The sequence below is a fragment of the Catenulispora subtropica genome (assembly GCF_039531675.1).
In the GTDB taxonomy this organism is placed as follows: Bacteria; Actinomycetota; Actinomycetes; order Streptomycetales; family Catenulisporaceae; genus Catenulispora; species Catenulispora subtropica.
Window position 1 is genome coordinate 73,143 of sequence record NZ_BAAAQM010000009.1, and the last position, 14,319, is coordinate 87,461.

At 71.6% G+C, this 14,319-nt stretch carries 13 protein-coding genes, 1 tRNA gene and 1 pseudogene; 11 read left to right on the plus strand and 4 right to left on the minus strand.

All coding sequences use genetic code 11. From position 1 onward, the window contains the following. Positions 1-63 precede the first annotated feature (63 nt). Genes hrcA through ABD466_RS10515 form a run of 3 tightly spaced genes read left to right on the plus strand, consistent with a single transcriptional unit; the run spans position 64 to position 3,043 of the window. Positions 64-1,092, plus strand: a complete 1,029-nt coding sequence (hrcA, locus tag ABD466_RS10505; protein ID WP_344656777.1) for a heat-inducible transcriptional repressor HrcA — start codon at positions 64-66, stop codon at positions 1,090-1,092. Positions 1,093-1,150: 58 nt separating this feature from the next. Beyond that, entirely contained in the window at positions 1,151-2,275 is a 1,125-nt protein-coding gene (gene dnaJ / locus ABD466_RS10510; protein WP_344656866.1) for a molecular chaperone DnaJ, read from the plus strand. A gap of 24 nt (positions 2,276-2,299) precedes the next feature. Beyond that, positions 2,300-3,043, plus strand: a complete 744-nt coding sequence (locus ABD466_RS10515) for a 16S rRNA (uracil(1498)-N(3))-methyltransferase (protein WP_344656778.1) — start codon at positions 2,300-2,302, stop codon at positions 3,041-3,043. On the opposite strand, the gene ABD466_RS10520 is transcribed toward ABD466_RS10515, so the two are convergent. Beyond that, positions 2,953-3,531 (minus strand): GNAT family N-acetyltransferase, encoded by a 579-nt coding sequence (locus ABD466_RS10520; RefSeq protein WP_344656779.1) that lies wholly within the window; start codon positions 3,529-3,531, stop codon positions 2,953-2,955. The genes ABD466_RS10515 and ABD466_RS10520 overlap by 91 nt on opposite strands. Positions 3,532-3,551: 20 nt before the next feature. Next, positions 3,552-5,042: a N,N-dimethylformamidase beta subunit family domain-containing protein gene (locus tag ABD466_RS10525; protein ID WP_344656780.1), complete on the minus strand. Its 1,491-nt coding sequence runs from the start codon at positions 5,040-5,042 to the stop codon at positions 3,552-3,554. A 55-nt stretch (positions 5,043-5,097) separates the two neighbouring features. On the opposite strand from ABD466_RS10525, the gene ABD466_RS10530 reads away from it, so the two are divergent. Continuing rightward, a complete protein-coding gene (locus ABD466_RS10530; protein WP_344656781.1) occupies positions 5,098-5,460 on the plus strand; it encodes a histidine triad nucleotide-binding protein in 363 nt (120 codons plus the stop codon). A 98-nt stretch (positions 5,461-5,558) separates the two neighbouring features. Here ABD466_RS10530 and ABD466_RS10535 read toward each other — a convergent pair whose 3' ends face one another. Beyond that, positions 5,559-6,944 carry an adenylosuccinate synthetase gene (locus ABD466_RS10535; protein WP_344656782.1) on the minus strand — a complete coding sequence of 462 codons (1,386 nt, stop codon included), beginning with the start codon at positions 6,942-6,944 and terminating at the stop codon, positions 5,559-5,561. A gap of 278 nt (positions 6,945-7,222) precedes the next feature. After that, positions 7,223-8,155, minus strand: a pseudogene (locus tag ABD466_RS10540) (hypothetical protein); the annotation flags it as partial. A gap of 210 nt (positions 8,156-8,365) precedes the next feature. On the opposite strand from ABD466_RS10540, the gene ABD466_RS10545 reads away from it, so the two are divergent. The 7 genes from ABD466_RS10545 (at position 8,366) to era (ending at position 14,085) form a co-directional block, all read left to right on the plus strand. Continuing rightward, a complete protein-coding gene (locus ABD466_RS10545) occupies positions 8,366-9,598 on the plus strand; it encodes a PhoH family protein (RefSeq protein WP_344656783.1) in 1,233 nt (410 codons plus the stop codon). Positions 9,599-9,604: 6 nt separating this feature from the next. Beyond that, positions 9,605-10,084 (plus strand): rRNA maturation RNase YbeY, encoded by a 480-nt coding sequence (ybeY, locus tag ABD466_RS10550; protein WP_344656784.1) that lies wholly within the window; start codon positions 9,605-9,607, stop codon positions 10,082-10,084. A 46-nt stretch (positions 10,085-10,130) separates the two neighbouring features. Then, complete coding sequence (locus ABD466_RS10555) at positions 10,131-11,408, plus strand: hemolysin family protein (protein WP_344656785.1); 1,278 nt, start codon at positions 10,131-10,133, stop codon at positions 11,406-11,408. A gap of 123 nt (positions 11,409-11,531) precedes the next feature. Further along, a complete protein-coding gene (locus ABD466_RS10560) occupies positions 11,532-12,296 on the plus strand; it encodes an SDR family NAD(P)-dependent oxidoreductase (RefSeq protein WP_344656786.1) in 765 nt (254 codons plus the stop codon). Between the two features lie 130 nt (positions 12,297-12,426). Continuing rightward, positions 12,427-12,499, plus strand: a tRNA-Gly gene (locus tag ABD466_RS10565). A gap of 70 nt (positions 12,500-12,569) precedes the next feature. Beyond that, entirely contained in the window at positions 12,570-12,899 is a 330-nt protein-coding gene (locus tag ABD466_RS10570) for a cytidine/deoxycytidylate deaminase family protein (RefSeq protein ID WP_344656787.1), read from the plus strand. A 58-nt stretch (positions 12,900-12,957) separates the two neighbouring features. Then, positions 12,958-14,085: a GTPase Era gene (gene era, locus ABD466_RS10575; protein ID WP_344656788.1), complete on the plus strand. Its 1,128-nt coding sequence runs from the start codon at positions 12,958-12,960 to the stop codon at positions 14,083-14,085. Positions 14,086-14,319 lie beyond the last annotated feature (234 nt).

Sequence of the window (14,319 nt, forward strand, 5' to 3'; positions counted from 1 at the left end):
CGTTGAGTGCCAGTAGACGGTGGAACGAACCGGTGGAGCGGGGCCGAGCAAGCGGAGGCGGGTGTGACGACCGAGAACAGGCTCGACGAGCGCAAGCTCGACGTGCTCCGCGCCATCGTGCAGGACTACGTCGCCACCAGGGAGCCGGTCGGCTCCAAGGCCCTGGTCGAGCGGCACAACATCGGCGTGTCGCCGGCGACGATACGCAACGAGATGGCGGCGCTGGAGGACGAGGGCTACATCCACCAGCCGCACACCAGCGCCGGCCGGGTGCCCACGGACAAGGGCTACCGGCTGTTCGTGGACCGGCTCTCGCAGGTCAAGCCGCTGTCCGCGGCCGAGCGCCGGGCCATCCACTCGTTCCTGGACGGCGCGGTCGACCTGGACGACGTGGTGGCCCGCACGGTGCGGCTGCTGGCCCAGATAACGCAGCAGGTCGCGGTGGTGCAGTACCCGTCGCTGACCCGCTCGGCGGTGCGGCACGTGGAACTGGTGCCGCTGACCGCCAGCCGGATCATGCTGGTGCTGATCACCGACACCGGCCGGGTGGAGCAGCGGATCGTGGACTGCGGCGGACCGGTGCCGGAGAGCACCGTGGCCGAGGTGCGGGCCCGCCTCAACGCCGAGGTCGTCGCCCAGCACCTGAGCGACGTCCCCACCCTGCTGGCCGACTTCTCCGGGCGCTTCGGCGCCGAGGACCGCACCTGGGTCGCCGCGCTGACCGCCACCCTGCTGGACGCGGTGGTGGAGCAGCGCGAGGAACGGATCGTGATGGCCGGCACCGCCAACCTGGCCCGGTTCCGCCACGACTTCCCGGACACCGTGTACCCGGTGCTGGAGGCGTTGGAGGAACAAGTGGTGCTGCTGCGCCTGTTCGGGGAGGCGCAGTCCGGGCTGACCGTGCGCATCGGGCACGAGAACGCCCACGAGGGCCTGGTGGGCACCTCCATGGTGGCCAGCGGCTACGGCCGCGGCGAGGACGTGGTCGCTCACCTGGGCGTGCTCGGGCCCACCCGGATGGATTACCCGGGCATGATGGGTGCGGTCACCGCCGTAGCCGCCTATGTGGGGCGCATACTGGCTGAGACCTAAGCTTCGGGCACGACGTATTCGATGCAGTTTGAGGGCGGAGTCTAGCGAGGGCATGTCGGTGTCGACGGATTACTACGCGGTTCTGGGTGTGCGGCGGGACGCCACACAGGACGAGATCAAGAAGGCGTACCGGCGCCTGGCCCGTGAACTGCACCCGGACGTGAACCCGGACCCCGGGACACAGGAGCGGTTCAAAGAGATAGGCATGGCCTACGAGGTCCTGTCGGACCCGCAGAAGCGCCAGATGTACGACCTCGGCGGCGACCCGCGCGCCGCCGCCGGCGGCGGCGCCGGCGGGTTCGCCGGCTTCGGCTTCACCGACATCATGGACGCCTTCTTCGGCGGCGCCACCTCCCGCGGCCCGCGCTCGCGGGTCCGCAAGGGCAACGACGCGCTGATCCGGATCGAGATCGAACTGGCCGACGCCGCGTTCGGCTCGGCCCGGGAGATCTCGGTGGACACCGCCGTGATCTGCGTCGCCTGCTCCGGCGAGGGCTCGGCCCCGGGCACCCACCCCGTGACCTGCGACATGTGCAACGGCCGCGGCGAGGTCTCGCAGGTCACCCGCTCGTTCCTGGGGCAGGTCATGACCTCCCGGCCGTGCCCGCAGTGCCAGGGCTTCGGCACCGTGGTGCCCAGCCCCTGCCCGGAGTGCTCCGGCGAGGGCCGGGTCCGCACCCGCCGCAAGCTCACCGTGAAGATCCCGCCGGGCGTGGACAACGGCACCCGGATCCAGCTGGCCGGCGAGGGCGAGGTCGGCCCCGGCGGCGGCCCGGCCGGCGACCTGTTCATCGAGATCGTCGAACTGCCGCACCCGATCTTCCAGCGCCGCGGCGACGACCTGCACTGCACGGTCACCCTCCCGATGACCGCCGCCGCCCTGGGCACCAAGCTGCCGCTGGAGACCCTGGACGGCCCGGCCGAGATCGACGTCCGCCCGGGCACCCAGTCCGGGCACGCCATCACCCTGCGCGGGCGCGGCATCCAGCACCTGCGCGGCGCCGGGCGCGGCGACCTGATCGTGCACGTCGAGGTGAAGACCCCGACCAAGCTCGACGCCGAGCAGGAGGAGCTGCTGCGGCGGCTGGCCAAGCTGCGCGGCGAGGAGCGGCCGTCCGGGGAGTTCGCACCGGGGCAGCAGAAGCTGTTCTCCCGGCTGCGGGACGCCTTCAACGCGCGCTGACCACACCTGAAGAGAGACACATACGTGAGCACCGCACCGGTCTTCCTGTGGCAGGAAGCCGAGACGACCGGACGCGGTGCCCGCGTGCGTCTGGACGGCCCCGAGGGCCGGCACGCCGCCCTGGTGCGCCGACTTACCCCCGGCGAGCGCGTCGACCTCGCCGACGGCCGCGGCACGATCGCCGAGTGCGTGGTGGCCGTCGCCCACAAGGACTGGCTGGAACTGGACGTCCGGGACGTGACCCGCGAGCCCGCGCCCGCGCCGCGGATCACCGTCGTGCAGGCGCTGCCCAAGGGCGACCGCGGCGAGACCGCCGTCGAGACCATGACCGAGATCGGCGTCGACGCCGTGGTGCCGTGGGCCGCCAGCCGCTCCATCGTGCAGTGGAAGGGCGAGCGCGGCGAGAAGGCGTTGAACAAGTGGCGGGCCACCGCCCGCGAGGCGGCGAAGCAGTCGCGGCGCGCGTGGTGGCCGACGATCGAGCCGCTGCACTCCACCCGCCAGGTCGCCGAGCTGCTGGCGGCGGCCGACCAGGCACTGATCCTGCACGAGGACGCGAAGACGCCGCTGGCCCGGCTGGCCATGGCGACGGCCGGCGAGATCGTCCTGGTCATCGGCCCCGAGGGGTCGATCTCGCCGCAGGAGATGGCGACCTTCGAAGAAGCCGGCGCGACCGCCTACAAGATGGGCCCGACCGTGCTGCGGACCTCCACGGCCGGAACCGCCGCGGCCACCGTCGTGCTGGCCCGGTCCGGGCGCTGGGGCTGAAGCTCCAGCCGCATGTGGCGGTTCGCGACCACGTACCCGAGGCTCTTGTACAGGTTGTACGCGCGGTCGTTGAAGCCGAACACGTTCAGCGCGACGACCTCCGCCCCCAGCCCCCTGGCCGCCGCCGCACCGGCCTCCATGATCGCGCGGCCGTAACCGCCGCCCTGGTGCTCCGGATCCACCTCGACGTCGTATATGTACGCCTCGGTGCGCCCGCCCTGCCGACGGATCGCGATCCACAGCGTCCCGACCGCCGCCCCGGACTCGGCATCACGCGCGACCCACACGTGCTGGTCCGGAGTCGCCAGACCCAAAGGCAGCAAACGGCGGGTATCCTGCCAAGCCTGCTCCAAAGCGGTCTCCGCAGCCCAATGCCCGGCCTGCACCTGGGACTGTGCATAGCCGCTTGCGGCATGCGCCTCCCACGCCGGGTACTCGTCCGCGGTCATCGGATCCAGGCGCACCGACCTGATCGGCTTGATCGTCATAGCGCCGAAGATACCCGTAACTAACGCGACCGCTTGAGCGTGCGCTTCACCTTCCGCCCGACCCGCTTCACCACCGGCTTCGCCTTCGCCGACACCGCCGCCGGGCCCGCCTCACGCTTCACCGCCGCCGCGAACGCCGCCCGGCGCCGCGCCGACCGGGACGCCAGACCGTCACCCGCGGCGATCCGCGCCAACAGCGCCGCCGTCGCCGCCTCGATCCGCGGGTCGACCCACCCCTCGCGGCCCAACGCCATCGGCCAGTGGAACGTGCCCGCGTCGAACACCCACGCGCCGCTCGGCTTGCGGTGCAACGTCGTGTGCTGCACCCGGTCCCCGCCCGCGCCGTCGGTGTACGGCGAGCGCGCCAGGATCGTGAAATCGGTGGAATCCGCCTTCTGATACTTGTCCTGGACGCTGTCCGCCTCACCGCCGACCAGCCCCGGGAACGCCTCACCCTCGCCGACGCCCGCCGCCTGCCAGAACCAGTGGTCGGCGTTCGCCGCCACCAGCGGGGCGTCATCCTTGACCACACTCACATACTGCGCGCCCAACAGCTCCTGCTCCGGCAGCCGCAGATCCCGCCACATCACCGTCTGGCCCGGACGCCTGGTCTTGACCGGATCCTGACGCGACTTGAAACAGGTGATCGTCGAACCCTCATACCGGATGTGCCAATACGCGTTGTTCGCCTGCAGGAACACCGCCGACACGCCGGCGTCGAACGCCTTCACCAGCGACTTGCGCATCCCCGCCGACCAGTACTCGTCGTGACCCGGGAAGATCAGGCCCTTGTAGGACAGCGGATCCACCCGGCCCGCGTCCAGGTCGGAGCTCACGGCGTACTCCATGTCGTAGCCCTGACGCTCGGCCCACATGATGAAGTCGTGGACACGCTCCGCCTCACGCGGCATACCGGTCAGCTCATACGGACGCAGGAAGGACACCGAGGAAGCACGCAGCTTGCTGGACTGCACGCCACCGCCCTCGAAACCGTAATAGAGGTTCTTCCCACGCTCACCATCGAACGGATACATGTTGTACGCCTGATAACAGGCGAACGGCACGACGACCAGCCAACTCGCCCGGCGCCGCAGACTCCGGACCACGAACGGCACGAAATTCGCACCGTCCTCCGCCCGCAGCACGGCGAGATACACGCCCGACTTCCAGTCCCCGGGCACGTTCAACCGCCACGACGCCTCCCACGGACACGTGATCAGACCCGACTCCGGATCCGTCACCGGCTCCGGCTGCCGGACCGCCGCGACCGGCTCGCTCACGCCCAGCAGCGCCGTCCGCTCACCGTCGTACGCACCCACACGGAAGATCTCCACCGTCACCGACTTCGGCTCCGCCACCGAGATATGGAAATCGATCGGCTCACCCGGAGCCACCGCCGTCTCCGACGCGAAGCCCTTCACCGGGGCGGCCGCGTCATCAGAGAGATCCGGGACATCGGTGGCCGAGCCGACCGGGCTGGCGACCGGGATGAAGCCGTCGAGGAGGCGCATAGTGCCGTAGCCTATCGCCGGGAATCTTCGATCGACGGCGCTGATGGAGGACACGATGGCCGACGGACAGCCGGTAGCCGACTGCCTGTTCTGCAAGATCGTGGCCGGGGAGATCCCGGCGACGGTGGTCCGCGAGACCGAGAACACGTTCGCGTTCAAAGACATAAACCCGCAGGCGCCGATCCACGACCTCGTCGTCCCCCGCGCCCACTACGCCGACGCCGCCGAACTCGCCGCCCACTCGCCCGAACTCACCGCGGCCCTGCTGGTCGAGGCCGGCGAGGTGGCCAAGGCCGAAGGCATCGCCGACGACGGCTACCGCATCGTGTTCAACACCGGCGCACACGCCGGACAGACCGTGTTCCACGTGCACGCGCACGTACTCGGCGGCGACTTCCTCGCCCACTTCGGGAGCTGACTCACCGACGCTCGGCGCGCGCCGCCGCGCCGCCCTCGTGGCGGCCCCGGCGCGCGCCGAGCGTCGTGAAGGCGTCATGCCGTCATGCCGTCACGCCGTCACGACACGCAGGGCAGCCGCACAGCCTTGTCCTGCCACGTCGGCCCGGCCGAGACCAGGCCGACCGGCGTTCCCAGGGCCTCGCCGATCACGTCCGGCCAGGCGCGGGGGTCCTCGGGACCTTCGCGATACAGCGGCGCCGACTTCGACACCGTCTTGGTGAGCAGCCGCTGGTAGTCGAGGTCCGGCAGCAGGCTGGTCGGCAGCTTGGTCATCGGCGGCACGTCCGTCGAAGCCTGGTAGGCCCAGCACAGGCGGCGGCCGTCCGCCGCGGCGTCGGCGTGGGTGACCGCGAGCGCGTCGGCGCCGCCGGACACGTCGAGCGCGTAGCGGTGCGCCACCGCGTCGAAGTGCCCGATCCGGAAGGCGCCCTGCCAGGTCCCGGTCTCGTTGTGGGGCTCGGGCAGGCCGCCGGTCAGGGCGGCGTCCTCGGTGACGAGCGGCCCGGCGCCGTGGCGGGTGGTGTAGGTGCGGACCACGCCCAGGTGCAGGGCGGCGTCCCGCTCCAGGCCGGACTCCTCCAGCAGCGCGTCGGCGTTGGCGAAGGTCGTCGTCGACCAGGTGGTGTGCGGGTGGAAGCCGTACCACTCGTCCAGCAGCACCCCCTGGGCGCCTTCGAACACGCACGGGCCGGAATCCAGCACCGCCGCCAGGTAGCCGCTGCGCTCCTCGTCCACGATGCGCACCTGCTGGGCGAACGCCCGGTAGACGTCCGCGCAGCACTCCGGGCCGGGCAGGCCGTCCGGCAGGCGCAGCCCGGACAGCTCCAGGTCGGCGGCCAGGTGGTCGCGCAGGTCCGTCAGCTTCCTGATCAGCGTCGGCCGGCTCCGGCAGTCGCCCACCCGTGGTGGCTTATCGGGCGAGACGGCCAGGGAGAAGGAGACCGTCTCGCCGATCCCCATGCCGCAGCTGCCGTGGCGGGTCGCGCCGGGGGTGCGGTCCCGGGCGGCCTCGCGCACGCGGTTCGCGGCACGGTGGTACGGGGTGGTGAGCAGGGCGCGGGAGTCGGCCGACAGCAGGTCGAAGGGACGGGGGACGCCGAGCTCGGCCAGGTGTGCGGCCTCGGCGGCCAGGGCGAAGGGCTCGACGAGCATGAAGCGGGACAGGTGGGTCGGCACGCCGTGGAAGGTGCCCGAGCCGAACTGGGCGAAGGTGTGGTGCCGGCCGTCCGGGGTGACGACGTTGTGGCCGGCCTGGGCCCCGCCGTTGAACCGGATCACGGCGCGGTACAAGGACCCGTCGTCCCCTCGCCGCCCGTCCCGCCGCACCCCCGCGGCGGCGGACCGGGCGGCGGGGGAGCAGAGCCAGTCCACGGTGGAGCCCTTGCCGGCGTCGCCGAAGCCGAGGTCGACGACTATCGCGTGCTTCATGCCGATCGCGTCCATGGCTTCCACGATCAGGCGCGGCCGTCGTATCCGGCGTCGTAGGTGTAGCCGGCACCCTGCGCCCGCAGGAACCTGATGGCCGGGTCCTGGCTGGTGCCGACACCGCTGCCGCCGTCGCCTCCGCTGCCGCCGCCGCGGTGGTCGCGATCCCGGTCACGGTCCCGATCCCGATCCCGATCCCGGTCGCGATCCCGATCCCGATCCCGATCCCGATCCCGGTCGCGATCCCGATCCCGATCCCGATCCCGATCCCGGCGCGGGTGGCGCCGGTCGTGGACGCGCCGGCTGTCCAGCCCGCCGAGCGCCCGCTCCACCGAGCGGCCGGCCCGGGACCCGACGTCGCGCAGGTCCGCCAGCCCTTCGTCCAGGTCGATGCGGTCCTCGGCCAGGCCGATGGTCAGCGCGATGGTCTCGCAGACCGCGTCCAGGTCGTCGAGCTGGATCACGTTCTGGCCCAGCAGCGCGCGCCAGGCGCCGAGCACGTCGTTGTTGCCCACGTAGGAGGAGCCCTCGGGGAGGATGTAGTAGACGTCGAACTTGCGGGTCAGCTCCCGCACGACCTCCTCCACCGGCGCGGCCGTGCTGCGGCCGTGCTCCGGGCGGTAGCCGAGGACCCGGGAGACGTGCTGCGGGTTGACGCTCGGGTAGGGCATCTCGTCGCCGATGATGAACAGGTAGCCGCGCTTGCCGCGCTTCTCGTAGCAGTCCAGGGCGGTGTGGTGGGCCATGAAGTACAGGGCGAGCTCGTAGGACTCGCGCATCTGGCCCCCGCCGCCGCCCTCCAGGACGATGTCGCCGAGCTGCTCGTCCATGCGGTTGTCGGACTCGAACTGGCCGACCTGCAGCGGCACCCGGTCGGAGTAGGCGTCGCCGATGGCGCCGAACATGATCTGCGGGTGGTCGACGTAGCCCTTGCGGAGCAGCAGGCCGTGCAGGTCGGCGAGCTTGGTCTGCAGCACGCGCGGCACGCCGCCCATGGACCCGGTGACGTCGAACAGGACGGAGATGGCCAGCGAGGTGGGGTGCTCGGCGCTGTCCCGGCTCTCGCGGACGTCGACGCCGTACGGCTCCAGGGAGCGGTGCGCGCGCCACTGGTTGCGCGGGGTGCTGACGATGATGCGGTCGTTGTAGTCGAAGGCGCTGCGGCCGTTGGCCTTGCGGTACACCTCCGCGGCCTCGTACTCCTCGTAGTTCCAGTGTCCGCTGCCCATCCCCATCGCCTTCTCGTGGCCCGCACCAAGGTGCATCGGTATCGGATCGGTTATCGTCTAACTGACGATAACCACGGTCGACTGTAGCATAGTGTCAGGGTGACGAAAAGGGGTGGTGCGGAAAATCTCCCGCCCTGGTCGTCAGGGGCCGGGCTAGCATGGAGGCACCACGGAAACGGGAGAGTGATCAAAGGCCGTACGGCCGTTCCTATGGCAGACAACACCGCACCGCGCTCCGGCAAGGGCCGCCAGTCCTCCGCCGCGGACCGCACCGGGAAGCCGGCTGGAGCCGGCCGCGCGGGATCGAACGGGGCCACCGCGCGCACCAGCCCGGCCGCCGGCCTCGGCGCCGGAGTCGGCGGGGGCGTCGGCACCGCCGCGGAGGTGGCGCCCGGCGTCGTCCAGGCCAAGATCGAGATACCGTCCGGCCACCCCCTGGTCACCGTGTTCGGGGCCGGAGACGGGCTGCTCCGGGTGATCGAGAAGGCCTTCCCCGGCGTCGACATCCACGCCCGCGGCAACCAGGTCACCGTCTCCGGCAGCCCGGGCGAGGTGGGCCTGGTCCAGCGCCTCTTCGAGGAGATGCTGCTGATGCTGCGCACCGGCGCCCCCCTCACCGAGGACAGCGTCGAGCGCTCCATCCAGATGCTCCGCAGCGGCGAGGCCGACGTCGTCGGCCAGCGCCCGGCCGAGGTCCTGACCCAGAACATCCTCAGCAACCGCGGCCGCACCATCCGCCCGAAGACCCTGAACCAGAAGAACTACGTCGACGCCATCGACCGCAACACCATCGTCTTCGGCATCGGCCCGGCCGGCTCCGGCAAGACCTACCTGGCCATGGCCAAGGCGGTCCAGGCCCTGCAGAGCAAGGCCGTCAACCGCATCATCCTCACCCGCCCGGCGGTCGAGGCGGGGGAGAAGCTGGGCTTCCTGCCCGGCACGCTGTACGAGAAGATCGACCCCTATCTACGGCCGCTGTACGACGCTCTGCACGACATGATCGACCCGGACAGCATTCCCCGGCTGATGGCCGCCGGGGTCATCGAGGTCGCGCCGCTTGCGTACATGCGCGGCCGGACCTTGAACGATGCTTTCATCATCCTCGACGAGGCCCAGAACACCTCCCCCGAGCAGATGAAGATGTTCCTCACCCGCCTCGGCTTCGGCTCCAAGATCGTCGTCACCGGCGACGTGACCCAGGTCGACCTTCCGGGCGGCACGGAGTCCGGGCTGCGGGTGGTGCGCAATATCCTGTCCGACGTGGAGGACATCCATTTCTCGGAGTTGACCAGTGCCGACGTGGTGCGGCACCGGCTGGTGGGGGACATCGTCGACGCCTACGGGCGGTACGACGCGCACCACGGCGTCGGCCGCGCGGACCGCGCGGACCGTGGGGGCCGGGACCGGGACCGGGGCGGGGACGCCTCGAGGAAGAGGCACTGACCCCTTATGTCGATCGACATCGCCAACGAGACCGACTACGGCACCGACCAGGGCGTCGACGCCGAGGAACTGGTCGGGGTGGCCCGCTACGTGCTCGGTGAGATGGGCATCCACCCGATGGCCGAGCTGTCCATCCTGCTGGTGGACACCGCCGCCATGGAGCAGCTGCACATCCAGTGGATGGACGAGCCCGGCCCGACCGACGTGCTCTCCTTCCCGATGGACGAGCTGCGGCCGGCCCGCGCCGAGGACGACAACGAGCCGGTCCCCGGCCTGCTCGGGGACGTGGTGCTGTGCCCGGAGGTGGCCGAGAAGCAGGCCCGGGACGCCGGCCACTCCACGGCCGACGAGCTCCGGCTGCTCACCACGCACGGGATCCTGCACCTGCTCGGCTACGACCACGCCGAGCCGGACGAGGAAGCCGAGATGTTCGGGCTGCAGAAGCAGCTGCTGCGAGGATGGAAGGCCAGGTCCGGCGCTCGATGAGCAGTCATAGACGTCCGCAGGGCACTCAGCGCCGGAGGGCGGCCGCGTGAGTGCCCTGCTGTTCTGGGAGATCGTCGCCGTGGTGGCGCTGGTCGCGGTGGCGGGCTTCTCCGCGTGCGCCGACGCCGCCCTGTCCCGGGTGTCCCGGGTCCGCGCCGCCGAACTGGTCGAGGAGGGCGTGCCCCGGGCCGCCCGGCTCCAGGAGCTGGTCGACGACCCGGCGCGGGTGCTGAACCTGGCGCTGCTGCTCCGGGTGGCCTGCGAGACCGCCGCCACCGTGGTGGTCGCCGTGCTGTGCGTGCGCCGCATCGACTCGGTGTGGGGCGCCACGTTCGCCGCCATCGGGATCATGATCGCGGTGTCCTACATCTTCGTCGGCGTGATGCCGCGCACCATCGGCCGCCAGCACTCGGTCCGCGTCGCGCTGGCCTTCGCCGGCCCGCTGGCGCTGCTGCAGAAGATCCTCGGCCCGCTGGCCCAGCTGCTGATCGTGATCGGCAACGCGGTCACCCCGGGCCGCGGCTTCCGCGAGGGCCCGTTCGCCTCCGAGGCCGAGCTGCGCGCCCTGGTGGACCTGGCCGAGGCGAACAGCGTGATCGAGGACGAGGAGCGCCGCATGGTGCACTCGGTCTTCGAGCTCGGCGACACGCTGGTGCGCGAGGTGATGGTGCCGCGCACCGACATGGTGTTCATCGAGCGGCACAAGACGCTGCGCCAGGCGCTGTCGCTGGCGCTGCGCAGCGGCTTCTCCCGGATCCCGGTGGTCGGCGAGAACGCCGACGACGTGGTCGGCATCGTCTACCTGAAGGACCTGGTCCGGCGCATCCACGAGCACCCCAGCGGCGAGACGCTGGAGGAGGTGGAGTCGGTGATGCGGGACCCGGTGTGCATCCCGGACAGCAAGCCCGCCGACGAGCTGCTGCGCGACATGCAGGCCGGGCACATCCACCTGGCCGTGGTGATCGACGAGTACGGCGGCACCGCGGGCCTGGTCACCATCGAGGACATCCTGGAGGAGATCGTCGGCGAGATCGCCGACGAGTACGACGTGGAGCGTCCCTCGGTGGAGCGCCTGTCCCCGGACGCCGCGCGGGTCACCGCGCGCCTGGGCGTGGACGAGCTCGGCGAGCTGTTCGGTGTGGACCTGGAGGACGACGACGTGGAGACCGTCGGCGGCCTGATGGCCAAGCGGCTGGGCCGGGTGCCGATCCCGGGCGCGCACATCGAGCTGGAGGGGCTGCGGCTGACCGCGGAGTCGGCCGAGGGCCGCCGCCGGCGGATCGGGACGGTGCTGGTGAAGCGGGTCCCGCAGGACGAGGTCTGACCGGACCCCGGATCGTGCCCTGACCAGGGCTTCCCGTGACTTCGCGTCACATGACCGATGTGCGGCCGCCCCGTCGGGGGCGACAGTGCGGGAGTCCGGAAGTCCCGATGACAGGAGTGCGACATGACTGGACGACTGCAGGGCGAGCGCGCCCTGGTGACCGGCTCGACGAGCAACATCGGACGGGCCATCGCGGAGCGGTTCGCCGCCGAGGGCGCGCACGTGATCGTGTCCGGCCGGGACGTCGCGCGGGGCGCCGAGGTGGTCGACGGCATCCGCGCCGCCGGCGGCCGTGCCGACTTCGTGCGCGCCGACCTGGACGGCAGCCCGGGGGCCTCGCGGGCGCTGGCCGAGCAGGCCGCCGCGGCCCTGGGCGGCGGTATCGACGTGCTGGTCAACAACGCCGGCGTCTACCCGCCCGGCACCACCGCGACGACCGACGAGCAGACCTTCGACCGGGTCTACGCGGTGAACGTGAAGGCGCCGTTCTTCCTGACCGCCGTCGTCGCCCCGGAGATGGCCGCGGCCGGCAAGGGCGCGATCGTCAACCTGGGCTCGTGGGTCGCGCGGCTGGCCGTGCCGGTCGGCGCGCTCTACGCCTCCACCAAGGGCGCGATGGAGACGCTGACCCGGGCCTGGGCGGCGGAGTTCGGACCGCGCGGCGTGCGGGTCAACGCGATCTCGCCCGGGGTGATCCTGGAGCCGGCGCCGGGCGAGCCGCACCCGGGCGAGGTGATGATGAACGGCACCCCGGCCGGCTGGCTGGGCAAGCCGCGGTACATCGCCGACGCGGCCGTGTACCTCGCCTCCGGCGAGGCGTCGTACCTCCACGGCACCGTGCTCGACGTCGACGGCGGCCGCACGTCGACGGCCGTGATCGCAGCATAGGAAGACCCCGCCGCGGCGCGCCCGATCCGCATCCGGCTCAGCGCGTCGCGGTAACCGGGTGGCGAACCCACCCCGGACATGGGCTATAGTTTTCTTCGTCGCCGGGGAAACCGGGCGGGAACAACACAATGCGGATGTGGCTCAGTTGGTAGAGCATCACCTTGCCAAGGTGAGGGTCGCGAGTTCGAGTCTCGTCATCCGCTCGGTACGAAGGCCCCGGATATGATCCGGGGCCTTCGTCGTTGTGCGCTTCGCTCTCGGTAGCGTGGTGCCATGACCGACACCCAGCTGGACCCCGAGAACGCCAAGCTCCACACCCTCGCCAAGGCCCAGCGGGCCCGCAACGGCGCGCTCGAGGGCGCGGCGGTCCGGGACGAGACCGGCCGCACCTACGTCGCCACCACCGTGGACCTGCCGGCGCTGAAGCTGACGGCCCTGCAGACCGCCATCGCGATGGCCGTGGTCAGCGGCGCGAAGGCGATCGAGGCCGCGGTGCTGGTCACCGAGGAGAAGGAGTTCCGGCGCGAGGACCTGGAGGTGGCGGCGGACATGAAGGGGAGCGGGGCGCAGCCCCGGCTGTTCCTGGCCGACCCCAAGCTCTAGGCACCCGCTTCCGGCCGCTCGGCCGGCCCGTACGGCGTACCACCGCGAGTAGGGGAGAATGGTCCCCATGACGAGCAGCGCGAGTGGACGGTCCCGGTCCCGCCAGGCGGCGAACGCCGAGGCGGCGAAGAAGAAGGCCGAGCGGGTCAAGCGCAGCCAGCAGCTCGCCGAGCGCCGCGTCACCTCCGACCGGGTGCGCGACTCCGAGCCCGCCCCGACCGCCTACGGCCGGGGCGTGCGCGACGACTCCCCGCCGCGCTACGAGTTCCCGGACGACTTCCGCGCCGGGTTCGCCTGCTTCGTCGGCCGCCCCAACGCCGGGAAGTCCACGCTGACCAACTCGGTGGTCGGGGCCAAGGTGGCGATCACCTCCGGGCGCCCGCAGACCACGCGGCACACCGTGCGCGGCATCGTGCACCGCGAGGACGCGCAGCTGGTGCTGGTCGACACCCCCGGCCTGCACAAGCCGCGCACGCTGCTCGGCGCGCGGCTGAACGACGAGGTGCGCGCCACCTGGGCCGAGGTGGACGTGATCGGCTTCTGCGTGCCGGCCGACGAGAAGATCGGCCCCGGGGACCGGTTCATCGCCACCGAGCTGGCCGAGGTGCGCCGCACCCCGAAGATCGCCATCCTCACCAAGACCGACAAGGCCTCCAAGGAGCAGATCGCCGAGCAGCTGCTGGCGCTGGTCGAGCTGGGCCGCGAGGTCGGCATCGAGTGGGCCGAGGTGGTCCCGGTCTCGGCCGTCCGCGACACCCAGATCCAGCTGCTGGAGGACCTGCTGGTGAAGCAGCTGCCGGAGTCGCCGCCGCTGTACCCGGGCGGGGAGCTGACCGACGAGCCCGAAGAGGTCATGGTCGCCGAGCTGGTCCGCGAGGCGGCCCTGGAGGGTGTGCGCGACGAGCTGCCGCACTCGCTGGCGGTCACCGTCGAGGAGATGAACCTGCGCGAGGGCCGCCCGGCCGACCGGCCGCTGCTCGATGTGCACGCGACCCTCTACGTGGAGCGGCCCAGCCAGAAGGCGATCGTCATCGGCCAGGGCGGCGAGCGGCTGCGCGAGGTCGGCTCGCGGGCCCGGCGGCAGATCGAGGCGCTGCTCGGCACGCCGGTGTTCCTGGACCTGCACGTGAAGGTCGCCAAGGACTGGCAGCGGGACCCGAAGCAGCTCGCGAAGCTCGGGTTCTAGCGCCACCGGCGCCTGGAACGCCGAGCGTCGGAGCCTGGTGCCGAGCGGGCAGCGCGGCGAGGGGCCAGCGCGGCGACTGCCCGGCACGCCGAGTGGCCAACCGCACAGACTGCCCGGCACGCTGACCGCCCAGACCGGCGACTGCCCAGCGCGCCGACCGCCCGGTGTGGCGACTGCCCAGCGCGCCGACCGCCTAGCGCGCCGACCGCCCAGCGCGGCGACTGCCCGGCACGC

What these genes read in the sequence shown, in the direction of transcription:
- ABD466_RS10560 (WP_344656786.1), top strand. Translation starts at nt 11,532, where the DNA reads ATGACTGGACGACTGCAGGGCGAGCGCGCCCTGGTGACCGGCTCGACG.
- ABD466_RS10520 (WP_344656779.1), bottom strand. Translation starts at nt 3,531, where the DNA reads ATGACGATCAAGCCGATCAGGTCGGTGCGCCTGGATCCGATGACCGCG.
- ABD466_RS10535 (WP_344656782.1), bottom strand. Translation starts at nt 6,944, where the DNA reads ATGGACGCGATCGGCATGAAGCACGCGATAGTCGTCGACCTCGGCTTC.
- era (WP_344656788.1), top strand. Translation starts at nt 12,958, where the DNA reads ATGGTCCCCATGACGAGCAGCGCGAGTGGACGGTCCCGGTCCCGCCAG.
- ABD466_RS10525 (WP_344656780.1), bottom strand. Translation starts at nt 5,042, where the DNA reads ATGCGCCTCCTCGACGGCTTCATCCCGGTCGCCAGCCCGGTCGGCTCG.
- ABD466_RS10545 (WP_344656783.1), top strand. Translation starts at nt 8,366, where the DNA reads ATGGCAGACAACACCGCACCGCGCTCCGGCAAGGGCCGCCAGTCCTCC.
- ABD466_RS10570 (WP_344656787.1), top strand. Translation starts at nt 12,570, where the DNA reads ATGACCGACACCCAGCTGGACCCCGAGAACGCCAAGCTCCACACCCTC.
- ybeY (WP_344656784.1), top strand. Translation starts at nt 9,605, where the DNA reads ATGTCGATCGACATCGCCAACGAGACCGACTACGGCACCGACCAGGGC.
- ABD466_RS10530 (WP_344656781.1), top strand. Translation starts at nt 5,098, where the DNA reads ATGGCCGACGGACAGCCGGTAGCCGACTGCCTGTTCTGCAAGATCGTG.